Source organism: Aquimarina pacifica (genome assembly GCF_000520955.1).
Taxonomy (GTDB): domain Bacteria; phylum Bacteroidota; class Bacteroidia; order Flavobacteriales; family Flavobacteriaceae; genus Aquimarina; species Aquimarina pacifica.
Genome location: NZ_JACC01000001.1, coordinates 1 through 20,886, shown reverse-complemented (window position 1 = coordinate 20,886; position 20,886 = coordinate 1). Strand labels below are relative to the sequence as shown.

Below are 20,886 nucleotides of genomic sequence, written 5' to 3'. Positions count from 1 at the left end.
ATTTTTAAATACCTAAACCCAAAATAAAAACAATATTGCTATGAAAAAGAATTTTTTAAATAATAAAAAAACATATGTTAAGGTTGCGAAGTTAAAAAATAATTCTCTGGAGAATGGTATCGTGATCTTTATTGCAGTATTGTTGATTACTAATTTTTTAATTAGTCTTAGAATATTATTTAGTTAATAGCTGTTGCTAGTAGCTAATACCTAAATAATATAGTGTTCAGGATGAAGAATTAATTCTTCATCCTTTTTTATTTATCCCACATTATAAAGGGTAACATCCGAAGATAATGTGGGTTTTTTGTTTGAAAACAATTATTTAAATCGTGCTTATATAGAATTTAGGTATAGGATCAGTCTATCTAATGTGTATCGGATTAATTCATCTACAGTTTTTTTAGGGTTTTTGCTGAATTCTCCTGTAACACGGTTAGCTAATATGGCATTCATAGATACCGCTTTATGTCCCAGAAGTTTTGATAAACCATATATACCAGCGGTCTCCATTTCGAGATTGGTGATACTTTTTCCCGAATAGTTGAATGATGTAATTTTTTTATTCATTTCTGGATCTTGTGTAGCTAATCTTAACTTCCTTCCTTGCGGTCCATAAAAACCTACATTAGTAATTGTAATTCCTGATAAACAATTTTTATGCATCATATACTGTCCTAGCTTTTCGTCATAAAGGACAGTATAAGGTGTTGATTTGTCTTTGTTCCAGTTAAGATGTGTGGTTAATAATTCTGTGAAGGAGGTATCTTGAATATGTTTACTGTCATAAAAGTGTAAAAGACTGTCAAAGCCAATGGCAAACTCTGAAACAATAAAAGAATCCACTGGTATCTCAGATTGTACAGCCCCCGATGTTCCTATTCTAATGATGTTAAGAGGTGTATGTGTTTTTTTTATTTGTCTGGTTTCAAAATCAATATTCACCAATGCGTCTAATTCATTGAGAACAATATCAATATTATCGGTTCCTATACCCGTAGAAATTACGGTTATTCTGTGTTTATTATAGATACCAGTTTGCGTATGAAATTCTCTTTTTTGAATTTTATATTCAATAGAGTCAAAATATTGAGTAACTTGATCAACTCGGTCTGGATCACCAACTGTTATAATATTTTGTGCAATATGTTCGGGTTTGAGATGCAAATGGTATATACTACCATCTTCATTAAGGATGAGTTCGGATTCGGCTATTGCCATACTATAATTTTAAGAGTGTGTTGGTTTCATTATTATATAGATAATCGTACTTCTTAACTCCGCCGTAATGCCAATCAAGAACTTGTGTGTTATAGAAGTTTTTTTTGTGTTGTAAGGCAAGTTTTCCTCTTTCTGATAATAGAAGTTGGTCTTTTGTTTGATTCAAAAATTGAAATAATCTGGCAAAAACACGTTTTATTTGCATATCACCATATCCATAATACCCTTGATACTCGAGTGTGTATCCCATTAAGTGTTTTATATTTTTGATATGGTGGTTGTCAATCATTTCAAGAATATTATGTTCTAAAACATTTAAACCTGTAAGCATATTAGGAAAACGTTGTAAGTGAGCTCTTAGGCAAATAGATAGATATTGGAAAGAAGAGCTTTTCTTTATTTGTCCTGCAATTTTTGCAGGTTTTGATTCGCAATACAAAGTCCATATATGAGATGCAAGTTCTAGATCGTCATTGGTAAGTAATGTTTTGTTTTGGTAATGCTTATTAAGTAGGGAGTCGGATAATTCACAGAGTCCATAAAGTCTTTGTTCATTTTCTACTCGACCACTACAGACTAAATATACAGGAATATTCGAAATTTCTTTTCGCATTAGCAGACTAATGGCGGCAATCATATTAATATGGCAGAAGAGATCATATTCAAACCATAATATTATTTCGTCATATTCATCAACGCTATCTAGTTTTTTAATCTGAGAAATGAATTTGTCTTTGTAATCTATAGCAGGTATTCTGTAATATTTTTTTAAGAAAGCCTTTCTTTTCTTGATAGCATCTTCTGTTTCTATTTTAATATCTGTTGGTCCCTCACATAACATTTCTCGCCAGGTCAGGAATTCTCCTGTTACAAGATTTGATTCTTGTAATCTTGTGGTGAGGCTATCTCCGTTTGTAATATGTAGTGTGTTTACTTTCAAAATTGACGTATGTTTGTTTATCCCCCTACACGTTTTACTTTAAATCCTTTTTCTTTAAGTATTTTCATAATTTGATCTCTATAATCTCCTTGAATGATAATAGCATCATTTTTGAAACTTCCGCCAACGCTTAGTTTCGTTTTAAGCTCTTTGGCTAGTTTTTTAAAATCTTCGTCAGCTCCGGTATATCCTTCAAGTATTGTTACCGGTTTTCCTTTTCGTTTTTCATATTTACAAAGTATAGGATCTTCTTGCATCCATATTTTGTCATTAGATTTTACTATTTCTTCCTCTTCAGTAGGTTGATGATCTGGGAAAAGGTTTTTTAATTGATCTTGCAAATCCATGATAAAGGTTTTATTTTTTTATTAATCCAATTTCTACTAACCTTTGGTGTAAAAACTCTCCTGCAGTAATATCATCATATTGCTTAGGGTTATTTTCAGAAATACATGCATCCAGACAATTTAATTTCATATCACTTCTGGGGTGCATAAAAAAGGGAATAGAGTATCTAGGGGTTCCCCATTGTTCCTTAGGAGGATTAATTACCTTATGTATCGTAGATTTTAGTTTATTATTCGTTAGTCTTTCTAACATGTCTCCTACATTAATCACAAGTTCATCTTCTTGAGGAATTGCATCAATCCATTCTCCATCTTTTCTTTGAACCTGTAGTCCGCCTGTTGATGCTCCCATTAATAGTGTGATTAGATTAATATCACCATGTGCACCTGCACGAACTGCTCCTTTTGGTTCTTCTTGGATCGGAGGATAGTGTATAGGGCGAAGGATGCTATTACCATTACTTGCCCAATGATCAAAATAATGTTCATCAAGTCCAATATATAGTGCTAGTGCTCTAAGTACATAAATCCCTGTTTTTTCTAACATTCTATAGGCTTCCATCCCGGTATCATTAAAATCGTCAAGTTCTTCGACGACCACATTAGGAGGATACTCTTCAATTAGTGCTGCATCAGCATCGGGTTCTTGACCAAAATGCCAAAATTCTTTGAGATCTCCTTCTTTTTTACCTTTAGCATGTTCTTTCCCAAAGGAAGTATATCCGCGTTGTCCGCCTAATCCCTTAATTTCATACTTCTCCTTAATATCCAGTGGTAATGAGAAAAAACCTTTAACTTCTGTATATAAATTCTCTACAAGTTCATCACTCAAAAAATGATTTTTTAAAGCTACAAAACCAATCTCTTCGTAAGCTTTACCTATTTCATTGACAAATTTCTGCTTTTGTGATGAAGAATCAGATAAAAAATCGGCCAAATCTACACTTGGTATATTGTTCATTGGTATAATCTTAGTTTATTAAATCCCTAAAATAGATGTATTTCATTAAAAATACATAAAAGGGTAGTATATTTTTATTTACAATTTTTAGATATAATTATAAGGGAGCATGTTGCAAACTATAAAGTACAATTTTTTCTATTACTTCTTTTTAAACCTTAAAGAGAACTTCTGCGGTACTTTAAAGAAAAGTGTAAATTAATAAAAAACGAGTTTGCATTTTTTTGCGAAACTATGGTTAATTTGATTTTATTAGATTCTTAAAAATTTTGCTTTCCTAACAGTTAGTAAATTTAGCAAATTCATATAATTGAGTAGTGAAAATTAACAACTACTTAATATTTTTATATAAGGTAGTGTGTTCTGAAACAAAAATAAGTATTTTTATATGACCAAATTTTCTTTCATGGACCACGTTTCAACAGAAAAGCTATATTTTGATAGGAAAGAGTATAGCAATGATCTTCTTATTTCTTTATATCTAAAAATGCTTACCCCTAGACTTGTTGAAGAAAAGATGCTTATACTTTTACGGCAAGGTAAAATTTCAAAATGGTTTAGTGGTATTGGGCAAGAGGCGATTTCGATAGGTGTTACGGCATCTCTCAATGATGATGAGTATATTCTACCAATGCATCGCAATTTAGGTGTATTTACCACACGTAAAATTCCTTTGTATCGTTTATTTAGTCAATGGCAAGGTAAAGCAAATGGATTTACGAAAGGGCGAGACCGTTCTTTTCATTTCGGAACTCAGCAATATCGTATTGTTGGTATGATATCCCATTTAGGTCCTCAGATGGGAGTGGCTTGTGGGATTGCATTAGGTAATTTGCTAGATGGTCAGGCAAAGGTAACAACTGTTTTTACAGGAGAGGGAGGAACGAGTGAAGGTGATTTTCATGAGGCGCTTAATGTAGCTTCTGTTTGGAGTTTACCTGTGTTGTTTTGTGTAGAGAATAATGGATACGGCCTCTCAACACCAACACAAGAGCAATATAATTGTAAGGACTTGGCTGATAGAGGAAGGGGTTATGGTATGGAGTCTCATGTTATTGAGGGGAATAATGTTTTAGAAGTTTATACTAAAATAACAGCCATTACTCAAAGTATTCGTCAAAACCCAAGGCCTGTATTGGTAGAGTTTAAGACATTTAGAATTAGAGGTCATGAAGAAGCTAGTGGTGTTAAGTATGTCCCTACAGAGTTAATAGAGTTCTGGAAAAAGAAGGATCCAATTGAAATGTATAGAGCATATCTGATTAGTCAACAAGTTATATCATCAGATAAAGATTTTCATTTTCATAATACGATAAAAAAAGAGATAGATGAACATTGGGAAAATACCAATAAAGAGAAAGGTATTAATGTTGATTTAGAACAAGAATTGTCAGATGTTTATGCCCTAAATACTTATAATGCTGTCCCGCCAAATAATTCTGGAACCGAAATTAGATTGATTGATGCAATCTCTAATGGTTTAAGAGCCGCAATGCAGAAATTTGATAACCTTATCATTATGGGGCAAGATATTGCAGAATATGGAGGTGTTTTTAAAATTACTCAAGGTTTCTTAGAAGAGTTTGGTTCAGAACGTGTTAGGAATACGCCTATTTGTGAATCTGCCATAGTATCTACAGCATATGGACTTGCTATAAAGAATTATAAAGTAGTTGTAGAAATGCAATTTGCAGATTTTGTATCCTCAGGATTTAATCCTATTGTTAATTTATTAGCAAAATCGAATTATCGATGGGGACAATCGGCAGATGTGGTTATCCGAATGCCTTGTGGAGCAGGAGTCGGGGCAGGTCCTTTTCATAGCCAAACAAATGAAGCGTGGTTTACGAAAACTCCTGGTCTTAAAGTTGTATATCCAGCTTTTCCATTTGATGCAAAAGGTTTGCTTATATCCTCAATAGAGGATTCTAATCCGGTTTTGTTCTTTGAGCATAAAGCATTGTATAGAAGTATAAGACAAGAAGTTCCTGAAGAATATTATAATCTACCTCTAGGAAAAGCTGCTGTTTTAAGAGAAGGAACAGGGGTTACTATAATCGGTTATGGAGCGAGTATTCATTGGGCTCTAGAAACTCTGGATACGTATAAATATATTGAAGCAGATCTTATAGATCTAAGGACATTGCAACCTTTGGATACAAGAACTATTTATGAATCAGTAAAAAAAACAGGAAAAGTAATTATTGTTCAGGAGGATACTATTTTTGGAGGTATGTCTTCTGATATTTCAGCGTTAATTACAGAAAATTGTTTTAAGTTTTTAGATGCTCCTATTAAACGAGTAGGGAGTTTGTCTACCCCAATCCCTTTTAATGGTGCATTAGAAGATCAATACTTAGGAAGAAACAGGTTTGAAAAAGAATTACTGGATCTTATTGCGTATTAGATTTTGAAATACTATGTAATATTTGATCTGAAAAAATGTTATTAATCTTGCCTTATGGTTAATTAATTATTAAATGAATAGAACTTTAATAAGTTAAAGGAAAGGGGTAATAGTGTGGGTGTGTGTTAAGTTGTTGTTTATTAGTTCTTTGTGTTTCTTTTTTTAATAAAGATTTAAACAAGAAAGATAATTTAACAGTGTAAATTTTAAATAGGGGTAAAATCCCCGTTGCCATATGTTGTGAGTTCTAATCCTAAATGTTAATTTCGCGCCGTCTATGGTTATAAGTACATAGTTTTAAGGGGATTTTGAAAAAAAAGAAGGTTATACAATAAAAATATGAATACTAATCAATTAGAATTACTGAGTTCTTCAAAAGTTTTAGTAACTGGAGCAGCTGGTTTTATAGGGTCAAATTTGTGTGAAGCTTTGCTAGAAAGTGGTAGCACAGTGGTAGGTTTGGATAATTTTGCTACAGGACACAAAAAAAATATATCAGAATTAGAGAAGCATGCTAATTTTACATTTATAGAAGGGGATATCAGGAATCTTGATGACTGTCATAAGGCATGTAATGGAGTTAATTACATTTTACATCAAGCTGCATTGGGATCAGTTCCCAGATCAATTAACGACCCGATAACTTCTAATGATGTAAATGTGGGTGGTTTTTTGAATATGTTGGTAGCTGCAAGAGATGCAGAAGTCAAAAGATTTATTTATGCTGCTAGTTCTTCTACGTATGGAGATTCTAAGTCAATGCCGAAGGTAGAAGAAAAGATTGGTAAACCACTATCTCCCTATGCAATTACTAAATATGTAAATGAGTTGTATGCAGATAATTTTAAGAAAACATATGATCTTGATACGGTAGGATTGCGTTATTTTAATGTATTTGGTCGAAAACAAGATCCGAATGGAGCCTATGCGGCAGTAATTCCAAAATTTGTAATGCAATTAATGGAGCATGAGTCACCTGTAATTAATGGTGACGGTTCTTTTTCTAGAGATTTCACTTATATTGATAATGTAATTCAGATGAATATGTTAGCAATTGTTACAGATAATAATGAGGCATTAAATAATGTATACAATACTGCTTTTGGTGAGCGAACTACATTGAATGAATTGGTTATGCTGTTAAAAGAGTATTTATCAGATTTTGATTCTGAAATAGCGAAGATTGATGTTAAGAATGGTCCAGAGCGTCGAGGAGATGTTCCGCATTCACTGGCATCCGTTGATAAAGCAAAAAGCCTTCTGGGTTATAACCCCAAGTTTGATATAAAATCAGGATTAAAAGAAGCCGTAAAGTGGTATTGGGATAATCTTAAGTAAATGTACCTTATAAAATAAAACAACCATGAAAGATATTAAAGTAGCCATTATTGGATTAGGATATGTAGGATTACCTCTGGCTAGATTATTTGCTACAAAACTACCAGTAATTGGTTTTGATATTAATCAAAATAGAATAGAAGAGTTAAGATCAGGTACTGATTCTACCCTAGAGGTAGAAGACGAGATATTACAAGCTGTATTGTCTGAGACACCTACTATGGATCAGGGATTATATTGCTCATCTGATCTAAAAGATATAGAAGATTGTAACTATTATATTGTTACAGTTCCGACTCCAGTTGATAAAAACAATAGACCAGATCTTACACCTTTGTATAAGTCTAGTGAAACTGTTGGAAAAGTACTCAAAAAAGGAGATATTGTGATTTATGAATCTACAGTATACCCAGGAGTTACAGAAGAGGAATGTATCCCAGTATTAGAGAAGATCAGTGGACTCGTATTTAATAAAGACTTTTATGCAGGGTATTCTCCTGAACGAATCAACCCTGGGGATAAATTGCATACAGTAGAAAAAATATTGAAGGTAACTGCAGGATCCACTCCTGAGATTGGCAAAAAGGTAGATGATCTGTATCGATCAGTAATTACGGCAGGAACACATCTGGCGCCAACAATCAAGGTTGCAGAAGCGGCTAAGGTGATCGAAAATTCACAACGAGATATAAATATTGCTTTTGTTAATGAATTAGCAAAGATTTTTAATCTGATGGATATTGATACCAATGCTGTATTAGAAGCTGCAGGAACAAAATGGAATTTTCTGCCATTCAAACCTGGTTTAGTAGGAGGTCACTGTATTGGAGTAGATCCATATTACCTGGCACAGCGTGCTCAAGAATTTGGATATCACCCAGAAATTATATTGGCAGGAAGAAGGCTTAATGATAGTATGGGGCCTTATGTTGCTTCTGAAGTGATTAAGTTGATGGTTAAAAATGATATCAGAATCAAAGGTGCCAATGTACTAGTTTTAGGGATTACTTTTAAGGAGAATTGTCCAGATGTTCGTAATACCAGAGCAGTAGATGTAATTAACAACCTTAGTGATTTTGGTACAGATGTTACTGTATATGATCCATGGGCGAATCCTGAGGAGGTAAAACATGAATACAATCTCGATATCACAACAACATTACCAGATTCAAAATTTGATGTGGTAGTTCTCACTGTAGCACATAAGGAGTATATCGGTTTGGATCTTAAATCTTTATTGACACCAAACGGAATCATATATGATGTAAAGGGGATTTTGGAAGAAGAAGTAGACGGAAGATTGTAGTAAATATGTTCTCTCTGAGTATTCAGTAATAAGATAAATAATTTATTTTGAGTCAATTAAAAAAAGGAGCCTTTCTAAACTATTTGACTATTATTTTAACGAATGTAGTAGGATTGTTTTTGACTCCTATGATTGTAAGGACCTTAGGTGATGCCGAATACGGAGTGTATATGGCAATAGGTGCTCTGGTTGGTACTATATCAGTACTAGATTTTGGATTAAACAATACGATCATTCGTTTTGTAGCCAAATACAAAGCCGAAAAAAATCGAGAAAAAGAAGAAAATTTTCTGGCAACCACCATGATTATTTATTTTTTTATTTCGATTCTGGTGCTCTTTTTTGGTCTTTTTTTTTATGGGTATATTGATACCTATTTTGATCAGATGACCCCAGAAGAGATTGAGATCTCTAAGGTTATGTTTGTACTGATGGTCTTCAATTTGTCTATAACGTTACCTGGCGGTGCTTTTACCGGTATTTGTTTAGGATATGAACAATTTGTTTTTCCTAAAACACTTAATATTATTAAATATCTTTTTAGAGCGGTATTAGTAATTTCTATTTTACTTCTCGGAGGTAGGGCTATTTCTTTAGTGATATTAGATACCATTCTTAACTTGGTGATTATTTTGTCTACAATGGTGTTTGTGTTTAAGAAATTAAAAGTCAGGTTTAAGCTACATAAGTGGGATGTCGCTTTTATAAAACAGATATTTAGTTATTCAGCCTGGATTTTTGTATACAGTTTGGTTTCTCAATTTCAGTGGAAAGCTGGACATATTGTATTAGGAGGAATTAGTTCACCAGAAGTGTTGGCAATTTATGCCATAGGCTTAATGTTAGGAGGATATTATGGTGCTTTTTCTTCAGCGATTACAAGTGTTTTTTTACCAAGAGCAACACAAATGACTGTGGCTAATGCCTCTGCAGAGGACTTGACTAATATGATGATAAAATTAGGAAGAATATCCTTTATCGTCTTATTGTTTATTTTGGGAGGATTTATTTTGTATGGACAACAATTTGTCATTCTGTGGGTAGGTGAATCCTATCACGATGCTTGGATTATTGCTCTATTAATAATGATAGCCTATACAATACCTCTTACGCAAGGATTTACGGGAGCGATTATAGAAGCACAGAATAAAGTTGCTTTCAAATCAATAACATACTTAGTATTTATGATTTTGGGAACAGTTTTAGGGTATTTCTTAGCAAAGGAGCATAGTGCTTTGGGAATGATTGTTGGGTCTATAGTAGGATGGATTATTGCTCAAAATATTATGAATGTATATTATTACCGAGTTCTGAAACTTGATCTTCTGAGGTTTTTTAAAGAATTATTCATAAAAACATTCCCCGTTCAAATTCTTATTGTAGGTATTGGCTATGGGATTAATTTTATTCCGGGATCAGGTTGGGTTAATTTTATAATCAAAGGAGGGTTATATGCACTCACTTTTGCTGTGTTAATGTTTACTTTTGGGATGTTACCATATGAAAAACAACTGTTTACAGGAGTGTTGTCTAAGTTTTACAAAAAGCGTAAGTCATGATGTGTCGTTTAAGAATCTTTTTATGGAGGTTGTTGGGGATTGATTATCATCAAATATTAAGAGTACAAGACAATGTGTTTCTTAAGAAAGATAAATTTTCAGAACTCGGAGAAGGAACGTATGATAATGGCGCTCTGGTTTTTAGGTGGACCCAAGCACCACTGCGAATAGGTAAATATTGCAGTATTGCTAATAATGTACGATTTATCGTAGACGAAGGATATCATACTGCGTCAGGAATTACTTCGTTTCCGATAGTTAATACGTTGTTTAAAGAAGAAAAGACTTTACCCGATGGAGTTGATAAGAACGAATTTCTAAGTGCAGTTAATCAGCGTGAAGGAATTACAATTGGTCATGATGTATGGATTGGTATGGGCGTTCATATCATGCCGGGAGTAACTTTGGGAAATGGAATAACAATAGCCGCAAATTCTGTAGTTACAGGAAGTACCGAAATCCCTGATTATAGTATCATAGCAGGAACCCCTGCTAAGGTAATAGCTATGAAACATGATAAGGATGTTATCAATAAATTAAATGATATTGCATGGTGGGATTGGGACAAAAAAACAATAAAAAGTAGAGTTAAAGATTTTTATTCTTCTGGGCAAACAAAAGAAGAATCTATAGAACAGTTTATAAAGAAATATGGAAAGTAATCGAGTAAATAAAAAGAAAGTACTTTTTGTAATTGATTCCTTATCATCTGGGGGAGCAGAAAAAAGTTTAGTTACTGTACTCAGTCTTTTGGATAAGACCAAATATGATATTCATCTCTTAACTTTCAAAAAAGGAGGATTATATGAACCTTTGGTACCAGAAGAAGTGATCCGATTAGAGGCTCCAGATTATTTTAAGTACTTATCGAGAAACCCTGAGATTTCGTTTTCAAAACAAATAAGTTTTTCGTTCAATAAATACCTTGCTGCATTCGGATTAAGGTTTAATCGTGTGATTGGTAATTTAGTGTCAAAGTACAAATTACACCCCGCTCAGACAAATTGGTTTTTTACAAAATCTGGATTTGAACCCCTGGAGCAAGAATTTGATGCTGCAGTGGCTTATAGCCAAGGATTACCAACATATTATGTAGCTACCAAGGTAAAATCAAAAACTAAATTTTGCTGGATAAATATCAATTATAGCCATGCTGGGTATTCTTCAAAATTTGACTATCCCTTTTATAGTAAGTATACTAATATAGTAACTGTTTCTGATAAAGCGAATGAGGTTTTTGGAATGGCACATCCTGATTTTAAAGAAAAAACGGGCGTAGTATATGATATTCTATCAGGAGAAGTAATAAAAAAGATGGGAGAGGATACGACTGTTGGTTTTACAGATGGTTATACAGGTACTCGTATTCTTACTATCGGCAGATTAGCAACGCAGAAAGGATATGATATGGCTATTAAGGCTTGTTCTATATTAAAAAAGAAAGGCATTGATTTTAGATGGTATGCAATCGGTGAAGGTCCTTTGAAAATTGAATTAGAAAAATTAGTAAAAGAATTTGATGTCGAAAGTAATTTTATCTTTTTAGGAACGTTTTCAAACCCATACCCTTTTGTAAAACAATGTGATATATACTGTCAGCCTTCAAAGTTCGAAGGCTTTGGACTAGCAATTGCAGAAGCTAGAATACTGGCTAAACCAATAGTAGTTACCAACTTTGAAATTGTTTACAACCAGATTAAACATACTCATAACGGATTTATTACAGAAATGAATGCAAATGCAATTGCTGATGGATTAGAAGAAGTAATTGGTAATGAAGATATACAAAATAAGTTTGTTGCCAATCTCGAAAAAGAGGTGATAAGTAACGAATCAGAAATAAGTAAAGTTAGCGCACTTTTAGACGCTTAAACAGGGTTTTAAAAAATAAAATGCCATAGTCAATGAAAATAAAAACAATAACCTGCCACGAAGTATATAATTACGGAGCTAGTTTGCAAGAGTATGCATTATTAAAACATTTAGAAAACCTTGGGCATGAGTCCGAAACGATTCATTTTAAACCCCCTTATTTAAGTAAGCATTTCAAATTATGGAGCCTGCCTGGTAATATTGCTGGTAAATTCTTTTTAATTCAATGGGCATATCTAATTTTGAAATTACCAAAACGACTTGTTAATCTAAAACGTAAAAGGAATTTTGATAAATTTTCAGAAAAACATATTAGAGCGACAAAAAAGTTATATAGATTCAATGATGAACTAAAAGCAGATTTGCCAGAAGCAGATGCTTATGTATGCGGTAGTGATCAGATTTGGAATTCATATTTTCAGAATGGATGGGACCCAGCATTTTATTTAGACTTTGTGCCAGATCATAAACTAAAACTTTCGTATGCGGCAAGTTTTGCAATAGATTCATTGGCAGAAGAAATCAAAGACTTTGTTAAGGAAAAGGTTGCTCGTTTAGATCATGTTGCGGTAAGAGAATCTTCTGGAAAAACAATTCTTGAAGATCTTGGTTTTGATAACGTCACCCAAGTGTTAGATCCTGTTTTTTTATTAGATACAGATGAATGGACTCCACTAATGACCAAAGATGTACCAAATGAAGGAGAATATTTAATTGTCTATGATTTTGATAATGATCCTCTGATACAAGGGTTAGCAGAAAGATTAAAAAAAGAGAATGGTTGGAAAATCTATGCATTTAATGAGTTAATTTCTTATGCAGATACCAATTTTTATCTAGATGGTCCTGATGTGTTTTTGGCACTGGCAAAAAATGCATCTTGTATTTTGGCAAATTCATTTCATGCAGTGGCTTTTTCCCTTCTTTTTCATAAAAATTTAGCAGTTTTCAATAGAAGCGATAAAATCAATACTCGTATGCGAGACATGCTAAAAAGTGTGGGACTAAGCGAGTTTTTGATAGAAGACCAAGAAATGGCAAATAATTATACGCTTAATACGGTAAACTTTGATGAAGTACAGTCAAAATTAGATGTACTCATAGATAAGTCCAAGATGTATTTAAGCAATGCATTAACAAAATAAGTACATGCGTAAATTAGTATATATAACGAATCAGGTATGTGGACCAGGAGGGCTAGAAAGAGTACTTTCTATAAAAGCCAGTTTTTTAGCAGAAAACCTAGACTACGAAGTGCATATTTTGACCTTAAATCAAGAAGATGATTCATTATTTTATGATTTTAGTACTAAAATTAAGTATCACAATATTTCTGTAGGTGGAAATCCGATTTCTTATTTTCTTTCTTACCGAAAAGGAATTAAATCCATTCTTTCTAAAATAAAGCCCGATGTAGTTAGTGTTTGTGATGATGGGATTAAAGGACTTTTGTTACCTCTTTTAGTAGGTAAGCAATGCCCTATGGTTTATGAACGTCATGTATCTAAAAATATAGAGGCTAAAGGAGATCAATCAGGAATAAGAGGGATGATAACCAAAATCAAGTTTAAACTTATGGATTTTGGAGGAAGTTTTTATGACAAATTTATTGTGCTTACTAATGGTAATCTTAATGAATGGAAACTAAAAAATACAATGGTGATCCCTAATCCATTGTCATTTTTCCCTGATGCGCAAAGTACCGTAGAAAATAAAAAAGTTCTGGCTGTAGGTAAGCAAAGTTTTCAGAAAGGGTATGACCGGTTACTTCAAAGCTGGAAAACTGTGCAGAAGAAAAATCCTGATTGGCAATTAGATATTTATGGCACTATAAACGAATCAGAAGGGTTAGATCAATTAGCCAAAGAGTTAGGCGTATCAGAAACCGTTAATTTCTATGCACCTGTAAAGAATATAGCAGAAAAATATAAAGAAGCATCTATTTATGTAATGTCATCGCGTTATGAGGGTTTTGGAATGGTACTTACAGAAGCAATGGCTTTTGGAGTCCCATGTGTTTCTTTTGATTGTCCGTTTGGTCCGTCGGATATAATTTCAGATCAAGAAAATGGTATCTTGGTAAAGAATGATGATATACAGGGATTGGCAGACGGAATGATAGCATTGATATCTGATGAGGAAAAAAGAAAGGCTATGGGGCAAAACGCCAGAGAGTCGGTCGCATATTATTTTCCAGAACGAATAGCGTCTATTTGGGATGATCTCTTTAAAAGTATAACTAAACAAGCTTCCTGATGAAAATAGTATTTATTATTGATCAAGTCTATTTGCACGGGGGAATTGAAAGAGTACTTTCTATCAAGGCAAACTATTTTGCTTCATTACAAGATACAGAAGTGTACATAATAACAAGTGAACAAAAAAATCAGAAACCTTGTTATGAGTTTGATGACAAGATAATTTTTGAAGATCTTGAAATTAATTACGAAAGAAGAAAATCATATTTTCACCCAACAAATCTCAAAAAATTACCAAAACATATTTTCGGTGTACGATCGGCAATAAAAAGAATACAGCCCGATGTGATCGTGGTTTGTAGTCATAGCACGGATACATATTTTATGCCTTTCATTAATAAGAAGGTTCCTAAGATTAAAGAGTTTCATTATTCAAAACATATAGAAATTAAGAATAGGAATAATCCCAAAAGGCCTCATAAAAAGTATTTCTTTAAATTTACCGACTTTGTAGAAAAAAAATATGACCAATTGGTCATCTTGAATAAGGATGAAGCAAGTTATTATAAATCAAATAATACAAGAGTAATTCCTAATCCATTAACTTTTTACCCATCAACTACTTCTCAGGTCTCAAACCCAATTGTCATTGCCGCAGGGCGGATAGCTCAAGTAAAAGGATATGATATCTTAATTGATATTTGGAGTAGTGTTTATAAAAAAAATAAAGATTGGCAGTTACACATTTACGGAAGCGGAGAACCTGCTTACATTAAAATGTTACAGGATAAAATAGATGGCTATGGGTTACAGAATGTGGTTATATTGAAAGGAGCAACAGACAGTATACAATCCAAAATGTTAGATTCTTCTATTTTTGCTATGACCTCTCATAACGAGTGTTTTCCATTAGTTTTATTAGAAGCCCAGGCTTGTGGTCTGCCGATAGTGTCTTTTGATTGTCCTAATGGACCTAGGAATATAATCAGTTCAGATTCAGGTATATTGATACCATTATATGATAATGCTATTTTTTCTGAACAATTATTGAACTTAATGAAGGATCCAGATACTCTTAGGAGACTAGGAGAACATGCAAGAGAAAATGCTTCAAACTTTAAGTTAGAAAGTGTTATGCAACTTTGGAGAAAATTATTTAATGATGTAACAGTACATTAAAAACTTTTTAAAAATGAGAAAGTTATTAATTACCGTTTATAAAGTTTTTTTGATACCTCATATAATTCTTTATAAATTTAGTAAAAATAAAAGGGATATAGATAAGGATATTGACCGCTGGTCTGATGCCAAAGATATAAGAGGAGGGAAAATTTCTTTGCTTTTAAATTTTCTGGCTAACTCAACAGATTTTAGATCAATTTTTTATTTCAGAAATAGGGGAATGATATCGCATGTACTTAATGTATATTGTCCTAAGGAGAAATATTTTAAAATCGATATTACTACCAAAGTAGGAGGAGGTATTTTAACAGGACATCCCTATAGTACAATATTGAATGCAGATTCTATAGGAGAAAATTTTTATGTGAATCATTTAGTTACAATAGGTGCCGTAGACGGAAAAAGACCAACAATCGGCGATAATGTTTCTGTTAATACAGGGTCCATTATTATTGGTGATATCAAAATAGGCAATAACAGTGTTATAGGAGCAGGATCGGTTGTTGTAAAGGATGTACCAGATAATTGTGTAGTTGTAGGAAACCCTGCAAGGATTATCAAAAAGGATGGAAAACGAGTATAAATGAGGTAATACTAGGGTTATTCCCTTTTAGATTATAGATAAGAAGTGAAATTGAGAACCATAACCATATCAACTAAATTCGTTTAAGAAGATGAACACATTTGTGCCTTTGGACTTATACTATCCGCTGTACGTAAACCTGTGTTTATTTCTGGTTCTTTTTACCTTATTACATTCGAGAGTTTTAGAAATTAATGATCATAAGAATCTCGTTTTCATCAATTTTTCTGGATACCTTTTAGTATTCTTTCTAATTTTATATATGGGGCAACGGCCCATTAGTAGTGTGTTCGGAGATACCGTTAATTATATTGTCACATTTGATGGATATCGGTATGGAGGGGAGATTCCCGAAGAAGTAAAAGATTATGGATGGCATGTTTTTATGAAAACTTTGTCACAGTTGATATCGGCACATACGTTTTTTACCATTTGTGCTTTTATCTATGTATTTCCTCTATATAAAATTTCTAAGTTCTTGTTTAAAGAGTATTGGTATTATGCCTTTATGATGTTTATTGTTTCTTTCTCTTTTTGGACATATGGGGTAAACGGAATGAGAAATGGTGCAGCGACTTCACTTTTTTTATGGGGAGTCAGTTATCATCGTAACAAAGTAGTTATGGCAATTTTTTTTATGGCCGCAACCTTTTTTCATAAAACACTCTTTTTACCAATTTTTGCATTTATAATGACCTATTTATACAATGACCCTAAGTCTTATTTTAAGGGGTGGCTTGCTTGTATTCCTTTGTCCCTAGCATTAGGAAGTTTATGGATTGGGCTATTCGCTAGTTTGGGGTTTGGGGATGATCGATTAACAGGGTATCTTACTTCTCAGGCAGAAGAAGGTACATTTTCAAGAACTGGTTTTCGTTGGGACTTCTTGTTTCATAGTGCGTTTGCGGTATTTGCAGGATGGTATTTTGTTATCAAAAGAAAGTTCGAAGATAAATTATATAATCAATTATTGAATACCTATTTAATTTGTAATGGATTCTGGATTTTGGTAATTAATGCAAACTATTCGAATAGATTTGCTTATTTGTCATGGTTTATGATGGGATTGGTAATTATCTATCCATTATTAAAAGAAACATTCTTTAAGAAACAACATTTTGTAATTGCCCAAGTCATGTTCGTATACTTTATGTTCACCTATTGTATGTACTATTTATATTCATAATAACTAACTACTAATTATAAAAAAACATGAAAACTATTACGGTGTTTACACCAACTTATAACCGAGCCTATTGTTTGCATAAATGCTATAACAGCCTGGTTAGTCAGTCAAACCAAGATTTTGTTTGGTTGATTATTGATGATGGTTCTTCGGATAACACAGAGGAGTTAGTTGCTTCCTGGATAAAAGATAATAAGATTGATATCATCTATCATTATCAAGAGAATCTAGGAATGCATGGGGGGCATAATGCCGCATACCGACTTATTGAAACTACTCTTAATATTTGTATTGATAGTGATGACTTCATGGCTGATGGGGCTATTGATAAAATCTTAACTGCTTGGGAACGTATCAAAGATAAACCACATTATGCTGGGTTAGTAGGATTAGATGCTGATGAGAGTGGAAGTATTATTGGTTCTAAAATGCCCGAAAATTTAGAAGAAACAACACTTTACGATATATACCATAAACATAAGGTTCAAGGGGATAAAAAAATAGTATATAGAACAGAAATAGTAAAGAAATACCCACCATATCCTATTTTTGAAGGTGAGCGTTTTGTACCACTAGGGCATCTATATCTTTTAATCGATCAGGATTATAAATTATTACCAATTAACGAGGTGTTGTGTATTGTAGAGTATATGACTGATGGATCAAGTATGAATATACTTAAGCAGTATAGAAGACACCCTCGTGGCTTTGCTTTTTCTAGAAAAAGTAGAATGAAGTTGACAAAGAGTTTTAAGGATCGTTTTAAGAATGCTGTGCACTATGTATCTAGTGCTATGTTTACAAAAAATGGAGCGTTTTTATCAGAATCTCCAAAAAAGTTTATTACCGTTTTAGCCATTCCTTTCGGGATTCTTCTCAACCTATATATTCGTTTTAAAACTAAAAATAATTTTTAGATGGCAGTGACACGAGTTTTACAGGTTTTTGCGATAATGAACAGAGGAGGAGCAGAAAGTATGATTATGAACTATTATCGAAATGTTGATAGAACTAAGATTCAATTCGATTTTTTGGTTCATAGAAAAGAAAAAGCAGCCTTTGATGATGAAATTGAAAGTATGGGAGGGAAGATATACAAATTTGATCCTATTAATCCTATATTTCCTGGAGCTTACTATCAGAAATTACGCGCTTTTTTTGAAGAACATAAGGAGTTCTCTGTAGTACATTCTCATACCAATACGTTTAGTTCTTTTACACTTAAGATTGCCAAAGAATTTAATATACCATGTAGAATTGCCCATGCCCATAATGCTTTAGAGAAGATTAAGGTAAAGGACCTTTTTGATGGTAAGGAAGCGATCAAGGAAGTATTTAAAAAAATAATAAAACTAAGAGTGAAGAATAACATTCATGCTTCTACTACTCATAATTTTTCATGTGGAGATAAGGCAGGAAAATGGTTATTCGGAAAAAATAGTACGTTTAGGATTATGAACAATGCGGTTGATGCAAAAGCATTTGCCTATGACAATGAGGTCAGAAATAAATACAAAAAGGAATTTGATCTAGAGAATGATTTCGTTTTAGGACACATAGGTAGTTTTACAGTGCAAAAGAATCATTCTTATTTATTAAAGGTTTTTGCCTCTGTAGTAGAACAAAAACCGAATTGCAGTTTACTAATTATAGGTGATGGCCCGTTAAGAAAAAGTCTAGAAAAGGAGGCAGCATCCTTATCTATAGAAGATAAAGTGCAGTTTCTGGGTATACGAACTGATATAGCACAATTGTGTCAACTATTAGACGTTTTTGTTTTTCCTTCTTTATACGAAGGACTGCCAGTTACTTTGATAGAAGCACAATCAGCAGGGATAAAAATTGTCGCATCAGATAGAATTACAGAAGAAGTATTGCTAACCAATGATATTGAGTTTTTACCCATTGAAATTGAGCCAAAAGTATGGGCAGAGCATATTTTACAAAAAGTAGCTGCAGATAGAGTAAATAACTACGAAACTATAAAAGAAAAAGGTTACGATATAAAAAATAATGCCGAGATCATACAGAATTTTTATTTAGAGCAAAGTGGTACCATAGAGTAAGTATTTTCTATATTTTAAACACAAGCCTTTGTACCCAAAAATATAAAGGCTTGTGTTTACTATTATTATTTCAATCCATCCATTAATTCTTTTGGGAATTTATCACCGATTAAGTTTAATTGTATCGAATGCTCTAACCACGCTTTTGCCCCTGCAATAACCAAAGTAAAACCTCCTGTCGAGTCGACTACTTGACTTACCAATTCATTTCCTATCCCTTTAAAATCATAGTTCGTAATAGTAACAAATGTTTTTTGAGAGGCTAATGATTTAAACTGCCATTTGACTGTTGACCTATGTTTTTCCTTACCCCATTCGATTATTATTTGTTCATTAGGAATTATTTTTTTCACGTCAACAGGAACGTGTAGATTATACATTTTCCAACTCCAAATTACACGCATTCCTTCTTCTAGTTTTCCTGAGCTATGCGTAAACCAGAATTGCGTAGTAATATCAGGATTTGTAAATGCATTAAAAACATCCTTTACAGGCTTTCTGATCAACATCTCTGCCTTTGCAATATTAATAGGTGTTTCCATAATTCATTTTTATGTTAATGTGACTAATAATGTTTCAGAATATATAATTATCTATTTTATTCAGATGGTGTAATTACTCTAATTGTCTGTTTTTTGTTTTCATACATTATAATATAATAAATCATAGAGGTCTTTGTTTATAGTATAAATTTTATACTAAAAAATTACAAAAAAATAGGTATATTGTAATAAAACCAATAATTATTTTGATTATGAAAAAAACATTCTTCACATTATTATCAGTAGTCTTCTTGTTTGCAGCTTGTGTTGACAAGAAAGCAGCAGAAGAAGAGAAAAAGAAAGCTGCGGAGCTCAATGAGAAAATCGAGGCCATTGAGCAAGAGACCACAGAAAGTCTTGAATCTTTAGAAAAAGAAGCTAAAGAAATGGATAACGCTTTGAATGAATTAGATAACCTTTAACCAAAAATCAAATCAATGAAACTATCAAAATATATACTTGTCCTATTACTTTTAGGTTTTTTTGGAGTCGCAAATGCTCAGAATTCTGAAGAGATTGTTAAAGAGGGTAAGGAAAAAGTAAAAGAAAAGAAGGCCAAAATGAAGGCTCACCATAAAGAAATGAAGGAGAAAAAAGGTGAGCTTAAAGAAAAAAAAGGAGAGCTAAAAGAGGCTAGAAAAGAATTAAAAGAAGGACGCAAAGAAGTTCTAGGAGAGCATCATGAAAAAATGAAAGCAATGTCTCCTGAGGAGAGAAAGGCGTATATCTCAGATCATCCCGAATTAAAAGAAAAATTGGCTACTCATAAAGAGGCAACCAAAGAGAAAAGAGATGAACTAAAGGCAAAGAGAGTCGAGTTTAAAAATGAAAAAGCCAATCTTGTTCAAAAAGGTATTGAAGGTAAAAAAGAAAAACTAGCCTTTTACCAAAATAGAAGTTCAAAAGGAGCTGATAAAATTCAAACTACCAAAGATCGCTTAGCTGCTCAAAAAGAAGCGGGCGAAATAACAGAAGAAGAATTTGCAGAAAAAATGGCTAAAGTAGCAAAAGTAGAGGCACAGCTTAAAAAACACCAGGATAAGGTGACCAAAGTGCAATCTAATATTGATAAAAGCGAAGAAAAACTTCTTAAGCTGAATTCTGAAATACCAGAAGAAAACTAAAAGAAGGTACTTCTCGTAAATTTAATTTGTGACGTCCTGAATAATCGTTACAAG

The 20,886-nt window shown here is 32.9% G+C and carries 20 protein-coding genes; 15 read left to right on the top strand and 5 right to left on the bottom strand.

The features are described from left to right. Positions 1 to 336 precede the first annotated feature (336 nt). The 4 genes from DZ60_RS0100100 to DZ60_RS0100085 are packed head-to-tail and all read right to left on the bottom strand — an operon-like array spanning position 337 to position 3,469. Entirely contained in the window at positions 337 to 1,221 is an 885-nt protein-coding gene (locus DZ60_RS0100100) for a nucleoside phosphorylase (RefSeq protein ID WP_025739398.1), read from the bottom strand. A gap of 1 nt (position 1,222) precedes the next feature. Next, positions 1,223 to 2,161, bottom strand: a complete 939-nt coding sequence (locus tag DZ60_RS0100095; protein ID WP_025739396.1) for a DUF1835 domain-containing protein — start codon at positions 2,159 to 2,161, stop codon at positions 1,223 to 1,225. Between the two features lie 17 nt (positions 2,162 to 2,178). Beyond that, positions 2,179 to 2,508 (bottom strand): translation initiation factor, encoded by a 330-nt coding sequence (locus tag DZ60_RS0100090; RefSeq protein ID WP_025739394.1) that lies wholly within the window; start codon positions 2,506 to 2,508, stop codon positions 2,179 to 2,181. A gap of 10 nt (positions 2,509 to 2,518) precedes the next feature. Further along, positions 2,519 to 3,469, bottom strand: coding sequence for an isopenicillin N synthase family dioxygenase (locus tag DZ60_RS0100085; RefSeq protein ID WP_025739393.1), 951 nt, complete (start codon positions 3,467 to 3,469; stop codon positions 2,519 to 2,521). A gap of 406 nt (positions 3,470 to 3,875) precedes the next feature. Here DZ60_RS0100085 and DZ60_RS0100080 point away from each other — a divergent pair, with 406 nt between their 5' ends. The 13 genes from DZ60_RS0100080 to DZ60_RS0100020 all read left to right on the top strand — a co-directional run bounded on the left by DZ60_RS0100080 (position 3,876) and on the right by DZ60_RS0100020 (position 19,166). After that, positions 3,876 to 5,876 (top strand): alpha-ketoacid dehydrogenase subunit alpha/beta, encoded by a 2,001-nt coding sequence (locus DZ60_RS0100080; protein WP_025739392.1) that lies wholly within the window; start codon positions 3,876 to 3,878, stop codon positions 5,874 to 5,876. A 339-nt stretch (positions 5,877 to 6,215) separates the two neighbouring features. Next, a complete protein-coding gene (locus tag DZ60_RS0100075; RefSeq protein WP_025739391.1) occupies positions 6,216 to 7,214 on the top strand; it encodes an SDR family oxidoreductase in 999 nt (332 codons plus the stop codon). 25 nt (positions 7,215 to 7,239) lie between these two features. Continuing rightward, complete coding sequence (locus tag DZ60_RS0100070) at positions 7,240 to 8,520, top strand: nucleotide sugar dehydrogenase (protein WP_025739389.1); 1,281 nt, start codon at positions 7,240 to 7,242, stop codon at positions 8,518 to 8,520. Between the two features lie 47 nt (positions 8,521 to 8,567). Beyond that, a complete protein-coding gene (locus DZ60_RS0100065) occupies positions 8,568 to 10,079 on the top strand; it encodes an oligosaccharide flippase family protein (protein WP_025739388.1) in 1,512 nt (503 codons plus the stop codon). After that, entirely contained in the window at positions 10,076 to 10,741 is a 666-nt protein-coding gene (locus tag DZ60_RS22135; RefSeq protein ID WP_081740330.1) for a CatB-related O-acetyltransferase, read from the top strand. Before DZ60_RS0100065 ends, DZ60_RS22135 begins: the two co-directional genes overlap by 4 nt. Beyond that, the gene (locus DZ60_RS0100055) at positions 10,731 to 11,951 is read left to right on the top strand and encodes a glycosyltransferase (RefSeq protein WP_025739384.1); all 1,221 of its coding nucleotides are present in this window, start codon (positions 10,731 to 10,733) and stop codon (positions 11,949 to 11,951) included. The genes DZ60_RS22135 and DZ60_RS0100055 overlap by 11 nt, the downstream gene beginning before the upstream one ends. A gap of 32 nt (positions 11,952 to 11,983) precedes the next feature. After that, a complete protein-coding gene (locus DZ60_RS0100050; RefSeq protein ID WP_025739382.1) occupies positions 11,984 to 13,096 on the top strand; it encodes a polysaccharide pyruvyl transferase family protein in 1,113 nt (370 codons plus the stop codon). Positions 13,097 to 13,100: 4 nt separating this feature from the next. Beyond that, positions 13,101 to 14,207 carry a glycosyltransferase family 4 protein gene (locus DZ60_RS0100045; protein ID WP_025739380.1) on the top strand — a complete coding sequence of 369 codons (1,107 nt, stop codon included), beginning with the start codon at positions 13,101 to 13,103 and terminating at the stop codon, positions 14,205 to 14,207. Next, a complete protein-coding gene (locus tag DZ60_RS0100040) occupies positions 14,207 to 15,328 on the top strand; it encodes a glycosyltransferase family 4 protein (protein WP_025739378.1) in 1,122 nt (373 codons plus the stop codon). Before DZ60_RS0100045 ends, DZ60_RS0100040 begins: the two co-directional genes overlap by 1 nt. Before the next feature lie 13 nt (positions 15,329 to 15,341). Then, positions 15,342 to 15,914, top strand: coding sequence for a serine O-acetyltransferase (locus DZ60_RS25705; RefSeq protein ID WP_025739376.1), 573 nt, complete (start codon positions 15,342 to 15,344; stop codon positions 15,912 to 15,914). 91 nt (positions 15,915 to 16,005) lie between these two features. Beyond that, positions 16,006 to 17,100 carry an EpsG family protein gene (locus tag DZ60_RS0100030; RefSeq protein ID WP_025739374.1) on the top strand — a complete coding sequence of 365 codons (1,095 nt, stop codon included), beginning with the start codon at positions 16,006 to 16,008 and terminating at the stop codon, positions 17,098 to 17,100. A 26-nt stretch (positions 17,101 to 17,126) separates the two neighbouring features. Then, on the top strand, positions 17,127 to 18,017 hold the full coding sequence (locus DZ60_RS0100025; protein WP_025739372.1) for a glycosyltransferase family 2 protein: 891 nt from the start codon (positions 17,127 to 17,129) through the stop codon (positions 18,015 to 18,017). Then, positions 18,018 to 19,166, top strand: coding sequence for a glycosyltransferase family 1 protein (locus DZ60_RS0100020; RefSeq protein ID WP_025739370.1), 1,149 nt, complete (start codon positions 18,018 to 18,020; stop codon positions 19,164 to 19,166). It abuts the gene before it with no gap. Between the two features lie 65 nt (positions 19,167 to 19,231). Here DZ60_RS0100020 and DZ60_RS0100015 read toward each other — a convergent pair whose 3' ends face one another. Then, the gene (locus tag DZ60_RS0100015; protein WP_025739367.1) at positions 19,232 to 19,708 is read right to left on the bottom strand and encodes an SRPBCC family protein; all 477 of its coding nucleotides are present in this window, start codon (positions 19,706 to 19,708) and stop codon (positions 19,232 to 19,234) included. Between the two features lie 212 nt (positions 19,709 to 19,920). Here DZ60_RS0100015 and DZ60_RS0100010 point away from each other — a divergent pair, with 212 nt between their 5' ends. Both DZ60_RS0100010 and DZ60_RS0100005 read left to right on the top strand, forming a co-directional pair. Beyond that, the gene (locus DZ60_RS0100010; protein ID WP_025739366.1) at positions 19,921 to 20,130 is read left to right on the top strand and encodes a hypothetical protein; all 210 of its coding nucleotides are present in this window, start codon (positions 19,921 to 19,923) and stop codon (positions 20,128 to 20,130) included. Positions 20,131 to 20,145: 15 nt separating this feature from the next. Continuing rightward, the gene (locus DZ60_RS0100005; RefSeq protein ID WP_025739364.1) at positions 20,146 to 20,832 is read left to right on the top strand and encodes a hypothetical protein; all 687 of its coding nucleotides are present in this window, start codon (positions 20,146 to 20,148) and stop codon (positions 20,830 to 20,832) included. The last annotated feature ends 54 nt before the right edge of the window (positions 20,833 to 20,886 follow it).

Excerpts from the sequence above, each read along its gene's own strand:
- DZ60_RS0100100 (WP_025739398.1), bottom strand. The coding sequence starts at position 1,221 with ATGGCAATAGCCGAATCCGAACTCATCCTTAATGAAGATGGTAGTATA.
- DZ60_RS0100090 (WP_025739394.1), bottom strand. The coding sequence starts at position 2,508 with ATGGATTTGCAAGATCAATTAAAAAACCTTTTCCCAGATCATCAACCT.
- DZ60_RS0100085 (WP_025739393.1), bottom strand. The coding sequence starts at position 3,469 with ATGAACAATATACCAAGTGTAGATTTGGCCGATTTTTTATCTGATTCT.
- DZ60_RS0100080 (WP_025739392.1), top strand. The coding sequence starts at position 3,876 with ATGGACCACGTTTCAACAGAAAAGCTATATTTTGATAGGAAAGAGTAT.
- DZ60_RS0100075 (WP_025739391.1), top strand. The coding sequence starts at position 6,216 with ATGAATACTAATCAATTAGAATTACTGAGTTCTTCAAAAGTTTTAGTA.
- DZ60_RS0100070 (WP_025739389.1), top strand. The coding sequence starts at position 7,240 with ATGAAAGATATTAAAGTAGCCATTATTGGATTAGGATATGTAGGATTA.
- DZ60_RS22135 (WP_081740330.1), top strand. The coding sequence starts at position 10,076 with ATGATGTGTCGTTTAAGAATCTTTTTATGGAGGTTGTTGGGGATTGAT.
- DZ60_RS0100055 (WP_025739384.1), top strand. The coding sequence starts at position 10,731 with ATGGAAAGTAATCGAGTAAATAAAAAGAAAGTACTTTTTGTAATTGAT.
- DZ60_RS0100050 (WP_025739382.1), top strand. The coding sequence starts at position 11,984 with ATGAAAATAAAAACAATAACCTGCCACGAAGTATATAATTACGGAGCT.
- DZ60_RS0100045 (WP_025739380.1), top strand. The coding sequence starts at position 13,101 with ATGCGTAAATTAGTATATATAACGAATCAGGTATGTGGACCAGGAGGG.
- DZ60_RS0100040 (WP_025739378.1), top strand. The coding sequence starts at position 14,207 with ATGAAAATAGTATTTATTATTGATCAAGTCTATTTGCACGGGGGAATT.
- DZ60_RS25705 (WP_025739376.1), top strand. The coding sequence starts at position 15,342 with ATGAGAAAGTTATTAATTACCGTTTATAAAGTTTTTTTGATACCTCAT.
- DZ60_RS0100030 (WP_025739374.1), top strand. The coding sequence starts at position 16,006 with ATGAACACATTTGTGCCTTTGGACTTATACTATCCGCTGTACGTAAAC.
- DZ60_RS0100025 (WP_025739372.1), top strand. The coding sequence starts at position 17,127 with ATGAAAACTATTACGGTGTTTACACCAACTTATAACCGAGCCTATTGT.
- DZ60_RS0100020 (WP_025739370.1), top strand. The coding sequence starts at position 18,018 with ATGGCAGTGACACGAGTTTTACAGGTTTTTGCGATAATGAACAGAGGA.
- DZ60_RS0100015 (WP_025739367.1), bottom strand. The coding sequence starts at position 19,708 with ATGGAAACACCTATTAATATTGCAAAGGCAGAGATGTTGATCAGAAAG.
- DZ60_RS0100010 (WP_025739366.1), top strand. The coding sequence starts at position 19,921 with ATGAAAAAAACATTCTTCACATTATTATCAGTAGTCTTCTTGTTTGCA.
- DZ60_RS0100005 (WP_025739364.1), top strand. The coding sequence starts at position 20,146 with ATGAAACTATCAAAATATATACTTGTCCTATTACTTTTAGGTTTTTTT.